Source organism: Alkalibacterium sp. f15 (assembly GCF_049389645.1).
Lineage (GTDB): Bacteria > Bacillota > Bacilli > Lactobacillales > Carnobacteriaceae_A > Alkalibacterium.
Window position 1 is genome coordinate 1,659,508 of sequence record NZ_CP186540.1, and the last position, 18,162, is coordinate 1,677,669.

Annotated in this window: 16 protein-coding genes; 14 read left to right on the forward strand and 2 right to left on the reverse strand. The window is 40.3% G+C overall.

Annotated elements, in window-relative coordinates:
* Positions 1-67: 67 nt before the first annotated feature.
* The 3 genes from ACO1PF_RS08145 (at position 68) to ACO1PF_RS08155 (ending at position 3,636) form a co-directional block, all read left to right on the forward strand.
* Positions 68-553 (forward strand): CtsR family transcriptional regulator, encoded by a 486-nt coding sequence (locus tag ACO1PF_RS08145; protein WP_423188563.1) that lies wholly within the window; start codon positions 68-70, stop codon positions 551-553.
* Between the two features lie 5 nt (positions 554-558).
* On the forward strand, positions 559-3,054 hold the full coding sequence (locus tag ACO1PF_RS08150) for an ATP-dependent Clp protease ATP-binding subunit (RefSeq protein WP_423188564.1): 2,496 nt from the start codon (positions 559-561) through the stop codon (positions 3,052-3,054).
* A gap of 222 nt (positions 3,055-3,276) precedes the next feature.
* On the forward strand, positions 3,277-3,636 hold the full coding sequence (locus tag ACO1PF_RS08155) for a hypothetical protein (RefSeq protein WP_423188565.1): 360 nt from the start codon (positions 3,277-3,279) through the stop codon (positions 3,634-3,636).
* A 45-nt stretch (positions 3,637-3,681) separates the two neighbouring features.
* Here the strand turns inward: ACO1PF_RS08155 and ACO1PF_RS08160 are convergent, their stop codons facing one another.
* Complete coding sequence (locus tag ACO1PF_RS08160; protein WP_423188566.1) at positions 3,682-4,545, reverse strand: helix-turn-helix domain-containing protein; 864 nt, start codon at positions 4,543-4,545, stop codon at positions 3,682-3,684.
* 100 nt (positions 4,546-4,645) lie between these two features.
* Here ACO1PF_RS08160 and tadA point away from each other — a divergent pair, with 100 nt between their 5' ends.
* Positions 4,646-5,143 (forward strand): tRNA adenosine(34) deaminase TadA, encoded by a 498-nt coding sequence (tadA, locus tag ACO1PF_RS08165; protein ID WP_423188567.1) that lies wholly within the window; start codon positions 4,646-4,648, stop codon positions 5,141-5,143.
* Between the two features lie 49 nt (positions 5,144-5,192).
* Here tadA and proC read toward each other — a convergent pair whose 3' ends face one another.
* The gene (gene proC / locus ACO1PF_RS08170; protein ID WP_423188568.1) at positions 5,193-5,996 is read right to left on the reverse strand and encodes a pyrroline-5-carboxylate reductase; all 804 of its coding nucleotides are present in this window, start codon (positions 5,994-5,996) and stop codon (positions 5,193-5,195) included.
* A 146-nt stretch (positions 5,997-6,142) separates the two neighbouring features.
* On the opposite strand from proC, the gene ACO1PF_RS08175 reads away from it, so the two are divergent.
* From ACO1PF_RS08175 to ACO1PF_RS08220, 10 genes are all read left to right on the forward strand, one after another.
* Positions 6,143-7,174, forward strand: a complete 1,032-nt coding sequence (locus ACO1PF_RS08175; RefSeq protein WP_423190530.1) for a branched-chain amino acid aminotransferase — start codon at positions 6,143-6,145, stop codon at positions 7,172-7,174.
* Between the two features lie 83 nt (positions 7,175-7,257).
* On the forward strand, positions 7,258-7,662 hold the full coding sequence (locus ACO1PF_RS08180) for a secondary thiamine-phosphate synthase enzyme YjbQ (protein ID WP_423188569.1): 405 nt from the start codon (positions 7,258-7,260) through the stop codon (positions 7,660-7,662).
* 327 nt (positions 7,663-7,989) lie between these two features.
* Positions 7,990-8,889 (forward strand): ABC transporter ATP-binding protein, encoded by a 900-nt coding sequence (locus tag ACO1PF_RS08185; RefSeq protein WP_423188570.1) that lies wholly within the window; start codon positions 7,990-7,992, stop codon positions 8,887-8,889.
* Positions 8,882-10,162 (forward strand): ABC transporter permease, encoded by a 1,281-nt coding sequence (locus tag ACO1PF_RS08190; protein ID WP_423188571.1) that lies wholly within the window; start codon positions 8,882-8,884, stop codon positions 10,160-10,162. The genes ACO1PF_RS08185 and ACO1PF_RS08190 overlap by 8 nt, the downstream gene beginning before the upstream one ends.
* Before the next feature lie 179 nt (positions 10,163-10,341).
* Positions 10,342-11,256, forward strand: coding sequence for a YtnP family quorum-quenching lactonase (locus ACO1PF_RS08195; RefSeq protein ID WP_423190531.1), 915 nt, complete (start codon positions 10,342-10,344; stop codon positions 11,254-11,256).
* Positions 11,257-11,506: 250 nt separating this feature from the next.
* Positions 11,507-12,709 carry an L-lactate MFS transporter gene (locus tag ACO1PF_RS08200; protein ID WP_423188572.1) on the forward strand — a complete coding sequence of 401 codons (1,203 nt, stop codon included), beginning with the start codon at positions 11,507-11,509 and terminating at the stop codon, positions 12,707-12,709.
* Positions 12,710-13,021: 312 nt separating this feature from the next.
* Positions 13,022-14,239 carry an acyl-CoA dehydrogenase family protein gene (locus tag ACO1PF_RS08205; RefSeq protein WP_423188573.1) on the forward strand — a complete coding sequence of 406 codons (1,218 nt, stop codon included), beginning with the start codon at positions 13,022-13,024 and terminating at the stop codon, positions 14,237-14,239.
* A gap of 266 nt (positions 14,240-14,505) precedes the next feature.
* On the forward strand, positions 14,506-15,408 hold the full coding sequence (locus ACO1PF_RS08210; RefSeq protein WP_423188574.1) for a LysR substrate-binding domain-containing protein: 903 nt from the start codon (positions 14,506-14,508) through the stop codon (positions 15,406-15,408).
* Positions 15,409-15,800: 392 nt separating this feature from the next.
* The gene (locus tag ACO1PF_RS08215; RefSeq protein ID WP_423188575.1) at positions 15,801-16,982 is read left to right on the forward strand and encodes an acetyl-CoA C-acetyltransferase; all 1,182 of its coding nucleotides are present in this window, start codon (positions 15,801-15,803) and stop codon (positions 16,980-16,982) included.
* A 48-nt stretch (positions 16,983-17,030) separates the two neighbouring features.
* On the forward strand, positions 17,031-18,149 hold the full coding sequence (locus ACO1PF_RS08220) for an acyl-CoA dehydrogenase family protein (RefSeq protein WP_423188576.1): 1,119 nt from the start codon (positions 17,031-17,033) through the stop codon (positions 18,147-18,149).
* The last annotated feature ends 13 nt before the right edge of the window (positions 18,150-18,162 follow it).

The window sequence follows — 18,162 nt, forward strand, 5'->3', positions numbered from 1 at the left end:
GAAAGAGTACTTGATCGTTTTTTTATTAATAAAAATCTTTTCAAGTTAAACTCTTTAAGTAATCATAATGGATAATAAAAATATGACAGATATCATTGAAGCCTATCTTAAGAAAGTGTTGAATCAAAAAGAACAAGTAGAAATTAGACGGAGTGAGATTGCAGAATTATTTGATTGTGTACCCTCGCAAATTAATTACGTCATCAATACACGCTTTACAATCCAAAAGGGATACATTGTAGAAAGTAAACGTGGTGGTGGTGGCTATATTCGTATTATTAAAGTGCAAGTATTAGATGAGTCAGATATGCTCAATACGATGATTGAAGTTATTGGTAATAGCATTTTCGAAAGAGATGCCAAATCTGTTGTCCAGAAATTGTTCGATGATGAAATTATTAGTAAACGTGAAGCTAAATTAATGATAGTGGCGATGGATAAGTCGCTATATACGGGTGATCGTGTGACCGATAATCGAGTTCGAGCTAATTTACTTCGCTCGATGCTCGCTAATTTACGATATGAAGAGCCCAATAATAGAAAGGCGGACTAACAACTATGAATGAATTATTTACAGATAAAGCTAAAAAAGCCCTACTAATAGCACAAGAAGAAGCAAAATCCTTCCGCCATCGTACAGTGGGAACCGAACATCTTTTGTTGGGGCTAGTTATTGAAGATGAAGGTATTGCAGGTATGACATTGAGAGAGTTAAATATAACAGAACAGGATGTAAAGGATGAAATCGAACATTTTGCCAGCTATGGAACAACTGAACCTGTACCAAAACATGCTATTCTTCCTTATTCACCAAGAGCGAGACAAATCATAAAATATGCGACTGATGAAGCGCGACGAATGAAAAGACCGCTTGTGGGTACAGAGCATTTATTATTAGGTTTATTGCGGGATGAAGACATTCTTTCAGCCAAGATACTGAATAATCTTGATATCAACCTGGCAAAAGCGAGACAATTGGTTCTGAAAAAACTCGGTGCACAACAAAAAAGTTCCAGAAGTAAAATAGGTGGAAGACGTACTGTTAAATCAAATCAGGAACCATCCAGTGGCACACCTACATTAGACTCATTAGCACGTGATTTAACCCAGCAGGCACGTGAAGATCGACTGGATCCTATTGTGGGCAGAAACAAAGAAGTCAGACGGATCATTCAGATATTAAGTCGTCGGACGAAAAATAATCCCGTACTTGTAGGTGAACCGGGTGTTGGTAAAACAGCCATAGCCGAAGGATTAGCCCAAAAAATCATTGCGGGTGAAGTGCCCCCTGCATTAGCAGATAAACGACTAATGACACTCGACATGGGCTCACTCGTTGCTGGAACAAAGTACCGTGGTGAATTCGAAGAGCGCATGAAAAAAATCATTGACGAGATTTATCATGATGGAAACGTCATCCTGTTTATCGACGAGTTACACACGCTTATTGGTGCAGGTGGAGCTGAAGGAGCGATCGATGCTTCCAATATATTGAAACCAGCCTTAGCTCGTGGTGAGTTACAGACAATTGGTGCGACTACTTTAGATGAGTATCAGAAACACATTGAAAAAGACGCAGCTTTAGAGCGACGATTTGCATCCATTCATGTTGATCCGCCAACAGAAATAGAAGCTGAAGAAATTTTGTTTGGATTAAGAGAACGTTATGAAGAGCATCATGATGTATCTATCACTGACGAGGCCATAAGGGCTGCTGTTTATTTTTCAGTGCGCTACATTACTTCCAGACAATTACCGGACAAAGCCATTGATTTGATGGACGAGTCTGCTTCAAAGGTAAGAATGGATCAAAGTGATACCCCCACGCCGTTATCGAAAGCAAAGGAAATGTTGGAAGATTTAATTAAAAGAAAAGAAGAGGCTATTCAATCACAGAATTTTGAACGCGCCGCTTTGATCAGAGAAAAAGAAGCACGTCAGCGTAAAAAGCTGGAAAAAATTATCAAGCAAGGGGAAAAATCAGACGATGACCGCCTAGAAGTAAACGCATCGGACATAGCTGAAGTCGTTTCGCAATGGACAGGCATACCGGTCAATCAAATGGAGCAAAAAGAGAGCGAGCGTCTCCTGCAGCTTGAAAAAGTCCTGCATCAGCGCGTCGTAGGACAAGAAGAAGCAGTCGTTGCTGTATCTAAAGCAATCAGACGTGCTCGCAGCGGCTTGAAAGATCCCAATCGTCCGATTGGTTCATTCATGTTCCTGGGTCCAACAGGTGTCGGTAAAACTGAATTAGCAAAGGCTTTAGCTGAAGCCATGTTTGGTAGCGAAGAAGCGCTAATTCGTGTAGATATGTCTGAATATATGGAAAAATACACTACAAGTCGTCTGGTCGGTGCACCTCCGGGTTACGTTGGATACGATGAAGGTGGACAGTTAACTGAAAAAATCCGTCAGAAACCATATTCTGTGATTTTACTTGATGAAGTAGAAAAAGCACACCCGGATGTCTTTAATATTTTACTTCAAGTATTGGATGATGGCTTGCTCACAGATGGCAAAGGACGAAAAGTAGACTTTAAAAACACTATTTTGATCATGACATCCAACTTGGGTGCAACAGCCTTGCGTGATGAGAAATCAGTTGGATTTGGCGCGGTGGATAAACGCTTCGATCATGATGCGATGGAAAAACGGATTCGTGAAGAATTGAAAAACACATTCCGTCCCGAATTCTTAAATCGTGTCGATGATACCATTGTTTTCCAATCACTGAAAAAAGATGAATTAAGGGAAATCGTTCAATTATTAACGAAAAACATCATCAATCGTATGGGTGAACTGGGGATAGAGTTGAAAATAACCAATGCGGCTATGGATGTGATCGCTGATGTTGGCTTTGACCCGGAATACGGTGCACGCCCGCTCAAACGAGCCATTCAAAATAAATTTGAAGATGTATTGAGCGAAGCGCTATTAGCAGGAGAAATCAGTCTGGGAGATAAGGTTACCATTGGCGCTTCAAAAGGAGAAATCACGCTCAAGGTAAGAGAATCCGCAAGTAGTAAAAAAAAGAAATTAACAAAAAATAAATAGAGAACAGTGTTAGTGAAGAAGCTCTAAAAACGTTCTCTTTTGTTCGAAAAGTTAATTATCAGTTATAAGACTGAGTTTTTAAAGTGGGAAAACAATTCACTACTTTTAAAAGCTCAGTCTTTTGTTATTTTCGGATTGATGTTTGATAATAGTTATCTTTGGTATTACGCCTTCATTTTTGATAAGATGATTACATTCAATAGACGAAAGGATGGAGATAGTATGTATCATGATCAACAGCTAGATGACAACCAAAAAAATATTTTAATTGGAGTAGGTGTAGCATTTTTAGTAGGTTTATTCACTTTCTTTTTCACCTCGGATTCAGCCAAGACCAAGACGAAATCAGTTTTCAATCGTTATAGAGCAAAATATTATGTGGGAAATAAGTTTCATGGCAACAAAAAAGCTAAAAATCTCGTGAATAAATTATCAGATGATGAAGTAAATACACTACTGGGGACAGTAGATAAGGTAAATGATTTGGAAAATAAATTTTCTCATATGACTGATGATTTAAAAGATTTTATGCATGACAAGAAAAAAGACACGAAAAAAGCAATGAAAAAATTAAAAAGATAACACAAAAAAAGAGACTCAGCTGAGTCTCTTTTTTGATTGTCTTGATTATAAGACGAGTAAGTAACACAAAAGTAAATCGTTCATATTTTTTAGAGATAATCCAGTCGTTTCGTAAAAACGATCCATACGATACTGCAGGGTATTCCTGTGTATGAAAAGATGTTTGGCTGCGACACTGATATTGCCCTGGCTTTCCCAGAGAGCGACGATCAACTCTTTCCATTCTACTTGTTCATCAATCTGTTTTTTTAGTTCCTGCATCACCACACTGCGAAACATGGCTTCTTTCGTAAAGTGTCTTAAAGCTACATCGGGCAGGGAACAGATACGGTCGTGTAAGTGAGAAGCTTCTTCCTGAAAGATACGCTGTTCCTCTTTAAAGACGTTTTTCAGTGAATGATCGGGCTGCCAGAATTGCCCGATGTACGCATTTGTGCGAATGGAAAAATCGTCTTCCAGCGTTTTTAACATCCCGTATATCTCCTCCTGATTCACAGGTTGAGCTGTATTATCCTGAATAACATAGCACGTTTCTTGAGTTATAAAAAAAACGTCCAGGACAGGCTCAAATAAATGAGTAATCGAATCGATCCAAATAGAATAATCAAACTGATCATCGATTTTTTCTATAACTAATTGAATCAGACGAACGGGATGGCTTGTCTGTGGAGGATATTCTCTATTCCCTTCAATATAGTTGAACCATTTTGAATGAGAAGATGGAAATGTAGCGGGCTGAATCTCTTCTTTTAAAAGATCAAGCACCTGGATTTCTTTTTCATCTAATAGTCGTTTTGGAATGTGGATCCATTGGTTTTTGTACGGAATACGGAGGGTGTCCTCTTCCACAAATGGGTATTTACTTAATGTTGCTGTAGGATAGAGTTTTTTTAACTTGGAAAATTCCAATGTATTTCCTCCTTAATTATGCTATTCTTATTTTACCATTGTTTCGTATTTTATTAAACAAACGGTAATAGAAGAAAGTTTGAAAATGGAGCGAGTAGACATGTCAGAATTCACTCAAGAGGAAATAGAAAGATGGATGACCGAGGCACTTGAAGAAGCAAAGAAAGCTGAAAACATAGGCGAAGTACCTATCGGAGCTGTTATTGTCAAAGATGGAGAAGTCATTGGGAGAGGATACAACCAGAGAGAGTCCTCACAAAATGCAACCACCCATGCCGAAATGCTTGCGATACAAGAAGCAAATAAAAACTTAGGAAATTGGCGCTTAGAAGACTGTCATTTATTCGTAACGTTAGAACCATGCGTGATGTGTAGTGGTGCAATCGTACTGGCCCGCTTGAAGAGTGTCTATTATGGGCCCGGTGATCTAAAAGGTGGAGCAGTCAGGACATTAATGACCGTTTTAGAGGATGAGCGGCTGAATCATCAGTGTGAGGTCCACAGTGGAGTAATGGAAGAAGAATGCCGATCATTACTGACGACTTTTTTTAAACAGTTGAGAGAAGAGAAAAAGAAAAATAAACAAAAGGAAAAATAAAAAGACCACACTTCAAAGTATCAACTACTTTGAAGTGTGGTCTTTTAGCTTATTTCGTGTTTCTGCTTGTCATTTCTTCATTTTTCTCGATCATGGTATCAACGGCCTTAATAAGAGAGGAAGAAAAATCGCCTTCAAGTAAACTCAGTACAGCTTCTACGGTGATACCTCCCGGTGAAGAAACCTGATCGATTAAATTCCACGGTGATTCTGACGATTCTTTGACGGTTTTTCCACTGCCTAAAACAGCCTGTGCTGCGATTTTGGTTGCTTTATCCTTGGGCATGCCGTGCTTTACAGCCGTGCGAGCTAACGTGTCGATGAAGAGAAATACGAGGGCCGGCGAGCTTCCTGCTAAAGCAATAAAGATACCCAGCTGGTCCTCTGAAACAATAACCGTTTCGCCTACAGCCGAAAAAATCATTTCTGCTTTTTTCATATCTTCTTCTCTCACTTGTTCATTTTCAACAAGTGCCGTCATGGAGGCGTTCACCTGTGCATTTAAATTAGGCATTGTTCGTATGCAGTTTTCTGGTGAAATATAGTGATGTAATTGCTCACTTGAATAACCGGCAACAATGGATAAAAGCAGCACGTCAGAAGAGAAATCCAAGCCGTTTAGTACGTCAGTCACTTGGTGAGGTTTGACAGCCAGTACAATGACATCTGAGTGATCGATGACAGCTTGATTGGACTCCAACCCATTTATTGCCCAGTCTTTTTCAACAGCCAGACGTGTTTCTTTTGATCGAGTGGAAAAATAAATATTTTCTCTTGTTAAGACATTGTTATCAATCAAGCCTTTGGCAATTGCTTTTGCCATATTTCCGAAACCAATGAAACCTATTTTCATACTTATCATCCTTTGACTCAGTTTCTTTCAGTTTATCATACTTTACTTGAATAGGTTAACTCTATAAATCGTCAAAGACGTCCTCCTTGAATTTTTGGTATAATAAAGCCGTGAGAGAATTTAAGGAAAAAATGGGGGAAATTATGATGATAAATGAAAAAGAAACGAAACAATTGGATTGGGAGAATTTAGGTTTCTCTTATATTAGAACAGATTTCCGGTTCATCTCGCATTATAAAGAAGGTCAGTGGGAAGAAGGGACCCTCACTACGGATAACAAGCTGCACATTTCTGAGGGCTCTACGGCTTTACATTATGGTCAGCAGTGTTTTGAAGGCATGAAAGCCTACCGTGCTAAAGACGGGTCGATCAATCTCTTTAGGCCCTATGAGAATGCGCAACGATTGAATAGAAGCTGTTCTCGTTTGCTTATGCCAACATTTCCAGAGGATAAGTTCATAGAAGCAGTGAAAAACGTTGTCCGAGCAAATGAAGACTGGATTCCACCATACGGGACCAACAGTTCACTCTACATTCGCCCATTTATGATCGGTGTAGGAGATAATATTGGGGTCAAACCAGCAGACGAGTATATCTTTTCTGTTTTTGTTATGCCAGTCGGGGCTTATTTTAAAGGCGGACTAAAACCTTCAAATTTCTTAGTCAGCACATATGATCGTGCGGCACCTAGAGGAACTGGGGCAGCAAAAGTAGGCGGAAACTACGCCGCAAGCCTGCTTCCGGGTAAAGAAGCCAAAGATCGTCAGTTTAGTGATGCCGTATATCTGGATCCAGCGACTCAAACTAAAATCGAAGAAGTCGGTGCGGCCAACTTCTTTGGCATCACCCATGACAATGAATTCGTGACACCTGTATCACCTTCTATACTGGCTAGCATTACAAAGAGATCACTCATGTGGCTGGCTGAAAATCGCCTGGGCTTAACCGTCAGAGAAGGGGATGTCTATGTCGACAAACTTGATCAGTTCAAAGAGGCCGGAGCCTGCGGCACAGCTGCTGTAATTGCGCCGATCGGAGGATTACAAGTAGGAGACGACTTCCATGTGTTCTATTCTGAAGATGAAGTAGGTCCTGTAACGGTGCAGCTCTATAATGAGTTGGTCGGTATACAGTTCGGGGATATCGAGGCGCCAGAAGGATGGATCGAAAAAGTTTGATGATGCTTCCAGCTAGACATCTCGGTCATTTCCTTTGAAGGAGACGATTTCTTTAGTTATGATATAAGTAGAGGGGGGATCTGATGAGTTATTTAAGAAAATTCAGTTTGTCGACGCAAGATAAGCAGGAATTCAAACGATTGGATTCATATCTGAATGAAGCACTCGAAGAAAGTGGCGTGCGCGAAGGTATGATGCTCGTTTATTGCCCACATACGACAGCGGGAATCACAATCAATGAAAATGCAGATCCGGATGTTAAAACGGATTTGAAGCGCGCACTCGATGAGACGTTTCCGAACCATGCTTATTATGTCCATATGGAAGGGAATTCTGATGGACACATGAAAGCTTCTCTGATCGGTGCCAGTGAGTCGCTGATCATCCATGATGGGAAATTGATCTTCGGTACCTGGCAGAGCGTCTACTTCACAGAGTTTGACGGACCGAGACAGCGAACGTTTTACGTGAAAATAGTGGAAGGTTAGTTGTTGCCTTAATCGCAATGAATAGTTATGAGAGGTCTAGGCCACGTGTCTAGACCTCTTTTTGTATAGGGAAAAGAGAAAGGGGTTTCAGGAAATACCAATAGAACGGATGATTACAGATAAGATCAAACTTTCCATTACACTATAAAACGTTTATAATGAAATAGATATATTTTAACTTTGGATGGATAAGGAGAACAAGCTTATCCTGAAAATGGTCCTTTGGACGGATGAATTTACAATGAAGATATCGTAAAATAGAATCGTTCATAAGATCTTCAGTATCAACCAGCGAACAATACATAAAAAACAGAAAGAAGGAGAGACATGTTAGAAGTAAAAGACATACAGAAAACGTTCGGGTCGCTCACGGCAGTGGATGATTTGAATTTCACCATTAAACCGGGCGAAATCATGGGTTTGATCGGTCAAAATGGTGCAGGTAAGACCACGACGTTTCGGATCATATTAAAGTTACTCACTCCGGATAAAGGTGATGTGTTCTGGAATGAGCATCATTTAACAACAAAGACGTTCGATAAAATAGGCTACTTGCCAGAGGAACGCGGTCTGTATCCAAAGGTTTCTATCGAAAACCAATTGCTCTATTTTGCCCAGTTGCGTGGCAAGAAAAAGAGTGAGATCAAACCGTTGATCGATCAGTGGTTGGATAGATTTGAAGTAAAAGGAAAGAAAACAGATAAAGTTAAAACACTATCCAAGGGTAATCAGCAGAAAGTACAGTTGATATCTACCTTGATCCATCAACCGGAATTAATCATCCTTGACGAACCCTTCAGCGGACTAGATCCTGTAAATGCTGAATTGCTAGAAGACGGGATCAGAGAAGCGAAGGCAAACGGCGCATGTATTATTTTCTCCAGTCATAATATGAATAATATTGAAGAGTTGTGTGACAGCTTGATCATGTTGAAAGATGGTAAACCGGTCCTGAATGGAACAGTCAGGGATATCCGGCAACAATTTGGTCGGACCAAGCTCTTTTTGGAATCAGACTTGACCCCTGAGGAATTGCACCTATTCCCCGGTGTCAAGAGCGTTGAGAAAACAAACGATGGCATTGACGTCGTTTACTTAACTGAAACAGAAGACGGAAAGGCTATTTTCGATGCCGCGACTAAAAACGGGTATATTCCAACCTTTAGTCAACAGCCACCGACCCTGGAAGAGATTTTTAAACGATTGGCTGGTGAAAAGAATGAATAAATATTGGGTGATCACAAAAGAAGTATATAAAAAGAATATCAAATCTTTCGGTTTTCTCATCATGGTGCTGTCGCCACTTATTGTCGTGGCCTTCATCGCCGGATTGACTTATTACTTCTCCCAAGAAGAACAGCAGACCCCTGACTTGCCGATTGCTGTTATTGCAGAAGACGAAGGCATCAATCAGCTCTTTTCAAACGAAGAGTGGACCCTCGAAGTGAATGAAGCAATCGAGACTGAACAGGAAGCAGAAGAAGCGTTACTGGATGAATCCATTGGAGGTTACCTCGTAGCGGAGGTTGTGGACGGAACGATCCAGGCAGAACTTGTCCACACGAATGAATTATCAGATCAGGTACCAATGATACAAGAAGCCTTATCGACCTATCAAACGATGTTAAGAGCCGATCAACTGGACTTGGCACCAGAAGCAATGCAGGCTCTTTCAGAACCTGCACTTCTGGAAAATCGATTGGTGAGTATTGATGAAGGAACTCTTGCGGAAGAGGATTTTGCTGATCAGTTTATTCAACAAGGCGGGGCTTACTTTGTCAGTATTGCCATCATGATCTTTATCATGACTTATGCCGGTATCATTGCCGAAGAAGTTGCCAACGAAAAAGGCACGCGCATTATGGAAGTGATTTTATCCAGTGCCAGTGCAACGAATCACTTCTTTGGCAAACTGACGGGCGTCATGCTGATCCTCTTAACACAGTTAGCTATTTATGCTTTGGTTGGGGGTGCTGCTTATCTCTACTTCAGAGATTTTCAATTCATTCAAGACATTGTTGGCGGTTTGGATATAGCCAGCATATTGCAGGAGCTGATGGGTTATACCCTCATCTTCTTTATTGCAGGCGTGCTGATGTATGTGGTACTGGCTGCTTTCTTCGGGTCCTTAGCCACCAAGATGGAAGATGTGAATAAGGCCGTCACGCCGATCGTCTTCCTGGCATTGACCGGGTTCTATGTGGGCATGTTTGCTTTAAGTGCGCCGGATAATTCATTTGTCGCAGTGTTCTCATATATCCCGCTCTTTACACCGTTTGTCATGCCGTTCAGGATAGCAGCCGGGACTGTTTCTACTTTTGGCATTTGGCTATCGATCTTTGGAACAGTTGGTTTTGCCGTTGTGATTTCGATCATATCCTTGGCTTTCTATCGTTCCAACGTCTTGATTTACTCTGATACAAACTTGCTGGGGACCATCAAACGTTCATGGAGTATCATGCAGAGCAACAGAAAAGCCAGTAAAAACAATACAGCCTGATCAACATTATCTGTTTATCTGATCAGGATCATCATTATAATCAAAGCCCCTAAGGTTGTGACTTCAATCTTAGGGGCTTTTTAAATGCTCGCTGATCCCACCGTATAAGTATGCTCTAAGCTGCATTAATAGAAGTGTTTAAAAATTCTAATTGGATTCAATCAATGATACCGTTTACCATGAACTCTGTTAATACTATTATTTTAGGAGTGAAGAGTTTGGATAAATTGATATTTCACGATATGAAGCTGTACTGGCTGGAAGGTGGAGTTGTATCTTTTGATGGAGGAGCTATATTTGGCGTAGTACCTAAACCACTTTGGAGTAAACGGTACCCGGCAAACGAGTTTAATCAGATCGAACAGGCCACTGATCCCATACTCATCCAATACTGTAACAAAAATTATCTGATCGATACAGGTATTGGAAATGGGAAGTTTACGGACAAAAAAAAGCGGAATTTTGGTGTACGTGAAGAGTCTAAAGTTAAAGAAAACTTAACTGAATTTGAACTTACAGAAGAAGAAATCGATGTTGTGCTGATGACACATATGCATTTTGATCATGCAAGTGGTCTGACACGTTTTGAAAACGGAAAATTTGTATCCGTCTTTCCAAATGCGGAAATTTATGTGAATGAAAAAGAATGGGATGAGGTAAGGGATCCCAACAGTCGCTCGAAAAGTACCTACTGGAAAGAAAACTGGAAAGCCATTCATGATCAGGTGATCACTTATAAAGAAAAGTGTGAACCAGCAAAAGGCATTGAGATGATTCATACAGGAGGTCACAGTGATGGTCATGCGATTATTAGATTGACCCAGAATAACGAGACCCTGATACATATGGCGGACATCATGTCTACGCATGCGCATCAAAATCCTTTATGGGTAATGGCCTATGATGACTACCCTATGGATGCTCTTTTTGCCAAGGAGAAGTGGATGAAAGAAGCATATGAAAATAATTATGCGTTCATTTTCTATCATGATGCCTATTATCGAATGATCAAATGGGACAATGAAGGGAAAGAAATCGTGTCATCGTTAGGACGCTCCAAAGAAAAATATATCGATCCAATAAATAGTTATTAGAAAAGTCCAAAAGTATGAATCGCTAATTATCTGTTTGGGTTCAAACCTGTTGGAACCAGATTCTTAGTTTGAAAAGAGGTAGGTTGGATATGTGGTAATTGGTTTGATTAATCAAACTAATAGTTTCTATAACTTTTGGTAAGTAGACGGATAAAGATAAAGTAAGTTAATCTATATTGTAAGCGGTTAAACTAAAAGTGGATGTAAGGGTGAAATAGAGTGCAATATACAACTCATAGGAGGAAAAAATATGAAAAAACAGAAAAACAGATGGCTCATTTTGATGGCGGCTATCGTTATCAATCTATCACTCGGAGCCGGGTACGCGTGGTCGGTTTTTCAGTCAGCATTACTGGACGTCAATCCTGATTGGGCATTGAGTGACACATCATTGGCTTTCAGTATTTCTTTTGCAATGGTCCCGGTGGGGATGATAATCTGTGGGCCGATCGTAGATAAACATGGCGGGAAGAAAATAGTATTCGCATCAGGCATTTTATTTGGTGTAGGAATGTTTGCGACAGGTTTCGTCAATAGCATTCCCATGTTATACCTCACTTACGGACTGATCCTGGGTCTTGGCATTGGAGCCGGGTATGGTACGGTAACAGCACTGACCATGAAATGGTTCCCTGATAAAAAAGGGTTGGCAGGCGGTTTGACAGCAGCCGGCTTTGGTTCAGGGGCAATTATCTTGGCACCAATAGCAAAAAGTATGATCGACAGTATCGGCGTCAATGATACATTCAAGATTCTAGGCGGGATTTTATTTGTAGTCATTTGTTCAGCCTCATTTATAATGGAAAATCCTCCTGCAAAACCACAGGTGGCAGGTGTAGTTTCAGAAAAAGATAGCACGTACAAAGAAATGCTTCGTGATACTGATTTTTGGATATTGTGGGGGGTTTACACCTTTGCAGCTACAAGTGGAATGATGATCATTGGACACGCAGCAAACCTGGCAGAGTATTACTCTCTGGGAGCAGGAGCAATCATCGTTATGGTCGTAGGACTGGCAAATACGATCGGAAGAATTTTCTGGGGATCGGTATCTGACAGAATTGGAAGATATAAAACGGTCGCAACCATGTTTGTCGTTTCCGGAACAGGCTTAATAATGTTGAATTTAACTGAAACGCTTGGAGTTGTAGCAGGTGTTCTTGGATTGATATTTATTGCCCTGTCATTTGGTGGATTTCTGGGATCTTTCCCGGGCATCACTGCCGAAAACTGGGGAGCATCTAAAGCAGCGGCCAACTATGGATGGATGTTCACGGCATATGGGATTGCTGCACTTCTAGGACCATCTCTTGCTTCAACTATCAGAGAATCAACTGGAAGTTATTCCATGGCACTGAGTATCTCTACGGTAATGGCAATCATGGGGATTGCATTGATTATGTTATATATGAAACGCGCTAATAAGTACGTAGCGGTGTCTGAATCTATATAAATCGATTCATATAGATTAAAAGAGCTGTTATCAGAAAAGATAACAGCTCTTTTTTCTATATACTCAAATGATTATGAGTAGTTATGTACTCTTTTTTGACTCGTATATGGTAAGTCAGCTATTGCTTTAATGATTCTATGCACTTATGCATTGGCTTTCGACTGAATAATTAGTTGAACTAATAGCTTCTATTACTATTGGTAAGTAGACTAACTTGGACAAAGTGAGTTAATCTAGTCTTGTAAGCGGTTAAAGTATGAGTGGAAATGTATGAAATGGAGTGGAAAATAAAACTAAAAGGAGATCAATCTCATGGAAAAAACTATGATGAAAGAACGAATCAATGTAAAGGACTTTTATCCAACAGATCTTTTTGAATATTCAAGTGGACTTACAGAGGGTGAACTTGACGTGCTGAATAATATGCGTAAGGCACTGGAGGAACATGTTTATCCAGTGATCAATGACCATTATGAAAATGCTAAATTTCCTTATCAAGCCTGGAATGAAGTGGCTAAAACACGTTTTATGGACGATCCAAAACTATTTTCAGGCCGTGAAGATGAGATGAAGACGAGTGAGTTGTTTAATGTATTCAGGTACTTTGAACTGGCTAAAATGGATCCAAGTATTGCGACTTTCTACACCGTTCATGGGGGACTATTTTATGCTTCGTTGTTATACGGAGGTTCTGAAGAGCAAATCGAACGCTGGGCATCGAAGGTGACATCATTCGAATACAGTACGTGTTTTGGTCTGACCGAACCTGAACATGGATCAGATATCGCAGGTGGGCTGTCAACAAGTGCACGACGCGAAGGGGATACCTGGGTAATAAACGGAGAGAAACGCTGGATCGGTGGAGCGGATAAAGCGGATGAGATCGTTATCTTTGCTCGTGACGAAGAAGATAAGCAGGTTAAAGCCTTTATTGTGCCGGGTCAGGCGGAAGGTTTATCTGTTGAAAACATCAAAAATAAAATATCTTTACGCATGCTTCCAAACGGACACATCACCATGAAAGACGTTAGAGTAGGGGATGATCGTCGTTTAGTGAATGTCAATTCCTTTAAAGATGTATCAGCTATCCTTCGCACGACTCGAGCAGACATTTCACATTTGGCAACAGGTTTAGCTGCCGGTGCGTTTGAAGCGGCCTTGAAATACGTTAAACAGCGTGAACAGTTTGGTAAGAAATTGGGGTCATTCCAATTGGTTCAAGAGAAGCTGGCTATCATGCAGGCAAACGTAAATGCTTGCTTATCATATTCTGTCCGTCTGGCACAGATGCAAGAAGAAGGAAACTACATCGAAGTCAATTCTTCACTTGCTAAAATGCATAATGCACTACGTATGCGTGAAACAGTAGCGTTGGCACGGGAAGTTGTCGGTGGAAATGGGATCACATTGGATACAGATGTTGCCCGTTTCTTTACTGATGCGGAAGCCATTTATTCCTATGAAGGCACGCATGAGATCAATGCTCTTATCGTTGGCAGACATCTGACAGGTAAAAGCGCATTTATTTGAAAATAGTCAATGTAATTAAACGGCAGTATGTAATCAAAGGTCCATTCTTTTCTTGAAACAGTAAAACTAAACGCTTCCCAACAGAGCTGTTGAATTATCCAGCGCAGTCGGGGGAGCGTTTTTTACTGAAATGGATTCATAACAATAGAAGACAGAGGCAGTAAGTTTTAGTAGAATTAATTTGAACTTGTTACCGCTTTATCCAAATAACTGCTATACTTATTAAGATAATTAAAAAAGATTAAGAATAGTAAGGAGGGGAACCGATGGACATTACTCAAATGAAATATTTTATTACCATTATAGAATGTGGCTGTAATCTTTCGGTAGCGGCCAAACGTATTCACATCTCTCAATCCGCATTAAGTCAGTTTATTACTCATTTTGAAAAAGATGAAGAAGTCGAATTGTTTGTTCGGAAAAACGGGAGACTGGATGGTCCCACATCCAGCGGGAAAAGAGTTTACAAACATGCTCTGGAAATTGTTAGTATGCATAAAGAAATGGAAGATATGATCAGAAAAGAAGCAGCCAAGCAAAAAGGAACGATTCGCATCGGCCTTCCGTCATTAATATTGACCGTGCTTTTCACTAATTTTTTCTCGAAATTCATCATAGAAAATCCTGATATTAAAATCGAATTGGTTGAAGAAGGGTCGTATGAGTTGAAGCGAATGTTTTTTGAAAAAGACTTAGATTACGCTGTGCTAGTTGCACCGACCGATTTAGATTCTAAATCATATGAAGAACATGTCATTCAAATCGATGAATATATTGCGTTCATGAATCCAAAACATCCCTTGGCAAGCCAGGAATCGATTAAATGGAAAGACCTGGATAATTTTCAGATCGGAACCTTCAGGGAATCTTTTATAACCAATCGACTGGTCAAAGACAAGATTCGAATGAAAAAATCAAAGGCCGAAGTGACTCTGACAGCTGCTTCGTGGGATTTTCTAGTGGAAACAACGAATCATTCAGAAATTGTTTCTATTTTACCCGCACCGATCAAACGGTATTTGAACAACGAGCAGGTTGTAATGAAACCTTTTGATGATCCGATTCCATTTAACGTCATGCTCTGTAGACCAGTAAAACCCTCGTATACACCTGTGGAAACGTTTATCCACGAATCGATGCTGAGTTACTTTTATCAACCGATCGATTGAGGGTTTATCGGCTCATGATAAATAAAAGAAAATGTATAGTTTATATTAAAATGTTTATTTATATAAGATAGTGAAAAAATATACTTTACCGAATTTAAAAATTACTTTTAAATTCAGTATGTGGTTACAGCCAATGCACTGTTATTAACAGTTGTTTGGCTGTTTTTTTTTTGAATAAACAGTTAGCGTAAATCATTGTGAAAACAGGAGTATGCAATGAGTTTGAATGCCAAGGCAACTATTAATTGAGCTTATAGATGCCTTAATAATTGCTTGGTAGACGAGGGGCTTGATGGTTGATAATATGGGCTTGTAAACGTTTCACTCGCGTTTTACAACTTACACTTTAACTTACATTTAACCGTTTAAACTTATACTGGAGGAAATTATTCATGCGTGAAGCAGTAATTGTAGAAGCAGTAAGAACCCCACTTGGAAGTTTCGGTGGAGCATTGAAAGATGTTTCAGCAGTAGACCTTGGGGCTCTTGTCGTAAGGAAAGCAATGGAAAGAATAAATCTTAAACCCGAAGAAGTAGATGAACTTATTTTTGGTAACGTTTTAAGTGCGGGACTCGGCCAGAACGTTGCCCGTCAGGTAGCGGTAAAAGCAGGCATTCCAAAAAGTAAACCATCATTTTCCATCAATAAAGTATGTGGATCAGGATTGAAAACAGTCGCTCTAGCTGCTCAGTCGATCCTACTTGGAGACAGCGACGTGGTCATAGCCGGTGGAACAGAAAGCATGAGTCAATCACCCTATGTACTGCAGGATAGTCGCTGGGGAAAACGAATGGGCGATGGAAAAATGGTAGACACCATGTTGAAAGATGGATTAGTTGATGCTTTTAGTGACATTCACATGGGAGTAACTGCAGAAAACATCGTAGAAAAATACAAATTCACAAGAGAACAGCAGGACGAACTAGCTGTACGCAGTCAAAACAGTGCAGAGCAAGCCATAAAATCAAATCGATTTAAAGAAGAAATTGTTCCTGTTGAAATTCCTCAAAGAAAAGGGGATCCGATTACAGTAGATACCGATGAATATCCGAGATTTGGAACGACTATGGAATCTATGAGTAAACTAAGACCAGCATTTAAGAAGGATGGCGGGTCAGTCACTGCAGGGAACTCATCAGGCTTGAATGATGGGGCAGCGGCACTTATTATGATGAGTCGAGAAAAAGCGGAAGAACTTGGACTGAAGCCGTTAGCTACAATCAAGTCTTATGCAAGTGCAGGCGTAGAACCTGAAATAATGGGATGTGGTCCTATTCCAGCTACACGAAAAGCACTGGAAAAAGCAAACTTATCTGTTGGGGATTTGGACTTGATCGAAGCAAATGAAGCATTTGCAGCGCAGGCCTTAAGTGTAATAACTGACTTGGAATTCGATACAGACATCGTCAATGTCAACGGTGGGGCGATTGCCTTAGGTCATCCGATCGGAGCAAGCGGTGCACGGATTTTAGTCACTTTACTTCATGAAATGGAAAAACGCGACTCTCAATACGGATTGGCTACCCTTTGTATCGGTGGCGGTCAAGGAATGTCAGTAATCGTTGAGAGATAAGTATACTAAAGTACAAAAAGGGAAACAACATTAAAAGGAGGAATTGGGATGGCAATACGTTCAATCACAGACATTTCGGAATCTGTTTTTCGCTATGCAGGATCCGAATTGAAGGAAAAAGCAAAAGAATATGATCAAAATGACTGTTTTCCAAGAGAGTCATTTGATTATTTAGCGGATTTGGGCGTATTGCGTATTCCTTTCACTCGTGAACAAGGCGGGCTTGGAGGATCTTTGAAGGATGTTTTATCGATCATAAAAACTGTGTCGACAGCTTGTGCCTCTACAGCAAGCGTCCTGCTGACTCAACTGTCTTTTGGGATCACTCCTTTATATATGTATGGGACAGATGAACAAAAGAGGAAATATCTACCTGATTTACTTAATGGGCAACAATTGGGAGCCTATGCATTCAATGAAATCGAATCAGGAAGTGATATATCTCAGATCGAGACGAAAGCAATCGAAAAAGAAGACTGCTGGGAACTTACTGGGAGCAAGCATTATATATCCAATGCTGGTGAAGCGTCCATTTATTCAGTGGTCAGTCGGATGGAATTTATAAATGGAGAAAAGGGTTATGGAATTTTTCTTGTCAACCCTGAAATGAAAGGGTTTTCTGTCGGAGTTCAAGAAGAAAAAATGGGGATTCGCGGATTACCTGTCGCTTCTCTATCATTTCAAAATGTTCAAGTACCTAAAGAAAACGTACTTGGGGGGAAAGCTTTAGGCGAGGACGCATGCTATGCCGTAAAAAATTCCAACAAGTTATACGTAGCAGCCCAAGCGATCGGGATTGCTGAAGGAGTTTTTGAGCAGGCAATGAAGTATATGCAAAAGGACCGTCAGTTTGGAAAGCGACTGATCGATCTCCCGAACAATCAATTTGAAATGGCCGATGCCTATACTGAATTATTTGCAGCAAAAGCTCTTCTGGATAAAATAGAAATTTTCGATCCGAAAGATTCTGTCCTCCATAGTATGGTGAAACTAAAAGCAACTTCTGTTGCGGTAGAAACAGCTAAGACTGCCTTACATTTAACTGGAGGGTATGGGGTCATGCGGAACAATAGTATTGAGCGTTATGTAAGAGATGCTGAGCTGACTCAGATTTATGGGGGCGGAAACGATACGCAGAAATCCTTGCTGGCGCGTAACTGGCTTTAAGGTATCAATAGAA

What these genes read in the sequence shown, in the direction of transcription:
- ACO1PF_RS08145 (WP_423188563.1), top strand. Translation starts at nt 68, where the DNA reads ATGGATAATAAAAATATGACAGATATCATTGAAGCCTATCTTAAGAAA.
- ACO1PF_RS08150 (WP_423188564.1), top strand. Translation starts at nt 559, where the DNA reads ATGAATGAATTATTTACAGATAAAGCTAAAAAAGCCCTACTAATAGCA.
- ACO1PF_RS08155 (WP_423188565.1), top strand. Translation starts at nt 3,277, where the DNA reads ATGTATCATGATCAACAGCTAGATGACAACCAAAAAAATATTTTAATT.
- tadA (WP_423188567.1), top strand. Translation starts at nt 4,646, where the DNA reads ATGTCAGAATTCACTCAAGAGGAAATAGAAAGATGGATGACCGAGGCA.
- proC (WP_423188568.1), bottom strand. Translation starts at nt 5,996, where the DNA reads ATGAAAATAGGTTTCATTGGTTTCGGAAATATGGCAAAAGCAATTGCC.
- ACO1PF_RS08175 (WP_423190530.1), top strand. Translation starts at nt 6,143, where the DNA reads ATGATAAATGAAAAAGAAACGAAACAATTGGATTGGGAGAATTTAGGT.
- ACO1PF_RS08180 (WP_423188569.1), top strand. Translation starts at nt 7,258, where the DNA reads ATGAGTTATTTAAGAAAATTCAGTTTGTCGACGCAAGATAAGCAGGAA.
- ACO1PF_RS08185 (WP_423188570.1), top strand. Translation starts at nt 7,990, where the DNA reads ATGTTAGAAGTAAAAGACATACAGAAAACGTTCGGGTCGCTCACGGCA.
- ACO1PF_RS08190 (WP_423188571.1), top strand. Translation starts at nt 8,882, where the DNA reads ATGAATAAATATTGGGTGATCACAAAAGAAGTATATAAAAAGAATATC.
- ACO1PF_RS08195 (WP_423190531.1), top strand. Translation starts at nt 10,342, where the DNA reads ATGAACTCTGTTAATACTATTATTTTAGGAGTGAAGAGTTTGGATAAA.
- ACO1PF_RS08200 (WP_423188572.1), top strand. Translation starts at nt 11,507, where the DNA reads ATGAAAAAACAGAAAAACAGATGGCTCATTTTGATGGCGGCTATCGTT.
- ACO1PF_RS08205 (WP_423188573.1), top strand. Translation starts at nt 13,022, where the DNA reads ATGGAAAAAACTATGATGAAAGAACGAATCAATGTAAAGGACTTTTAT.
- ACO1PF_RS08210 (WP_423188574.1), top strand. Translation starts at nt 14,506, where the DNA reads ATGGACATTACTCAAATGAAATATTTTATTACCATTATAGAATGTGGC.
- ACO1PF_RS08215 (WP_423188575.1), top strand. Translation starts at nt 15,801, where the DNA reads ATGCGTGAAGCAGTAATTGTAGAAGCAGTAAGAACCCCACTTGGAAGT.
- ACO1PF_RS08220 (WP_423188576.1), top strand. Translation starts at nt 17,031, where the DNA reads ATGGCAATACGTTCAATCACAGACATTTCGGAATCTGTTTTTCGCTAT.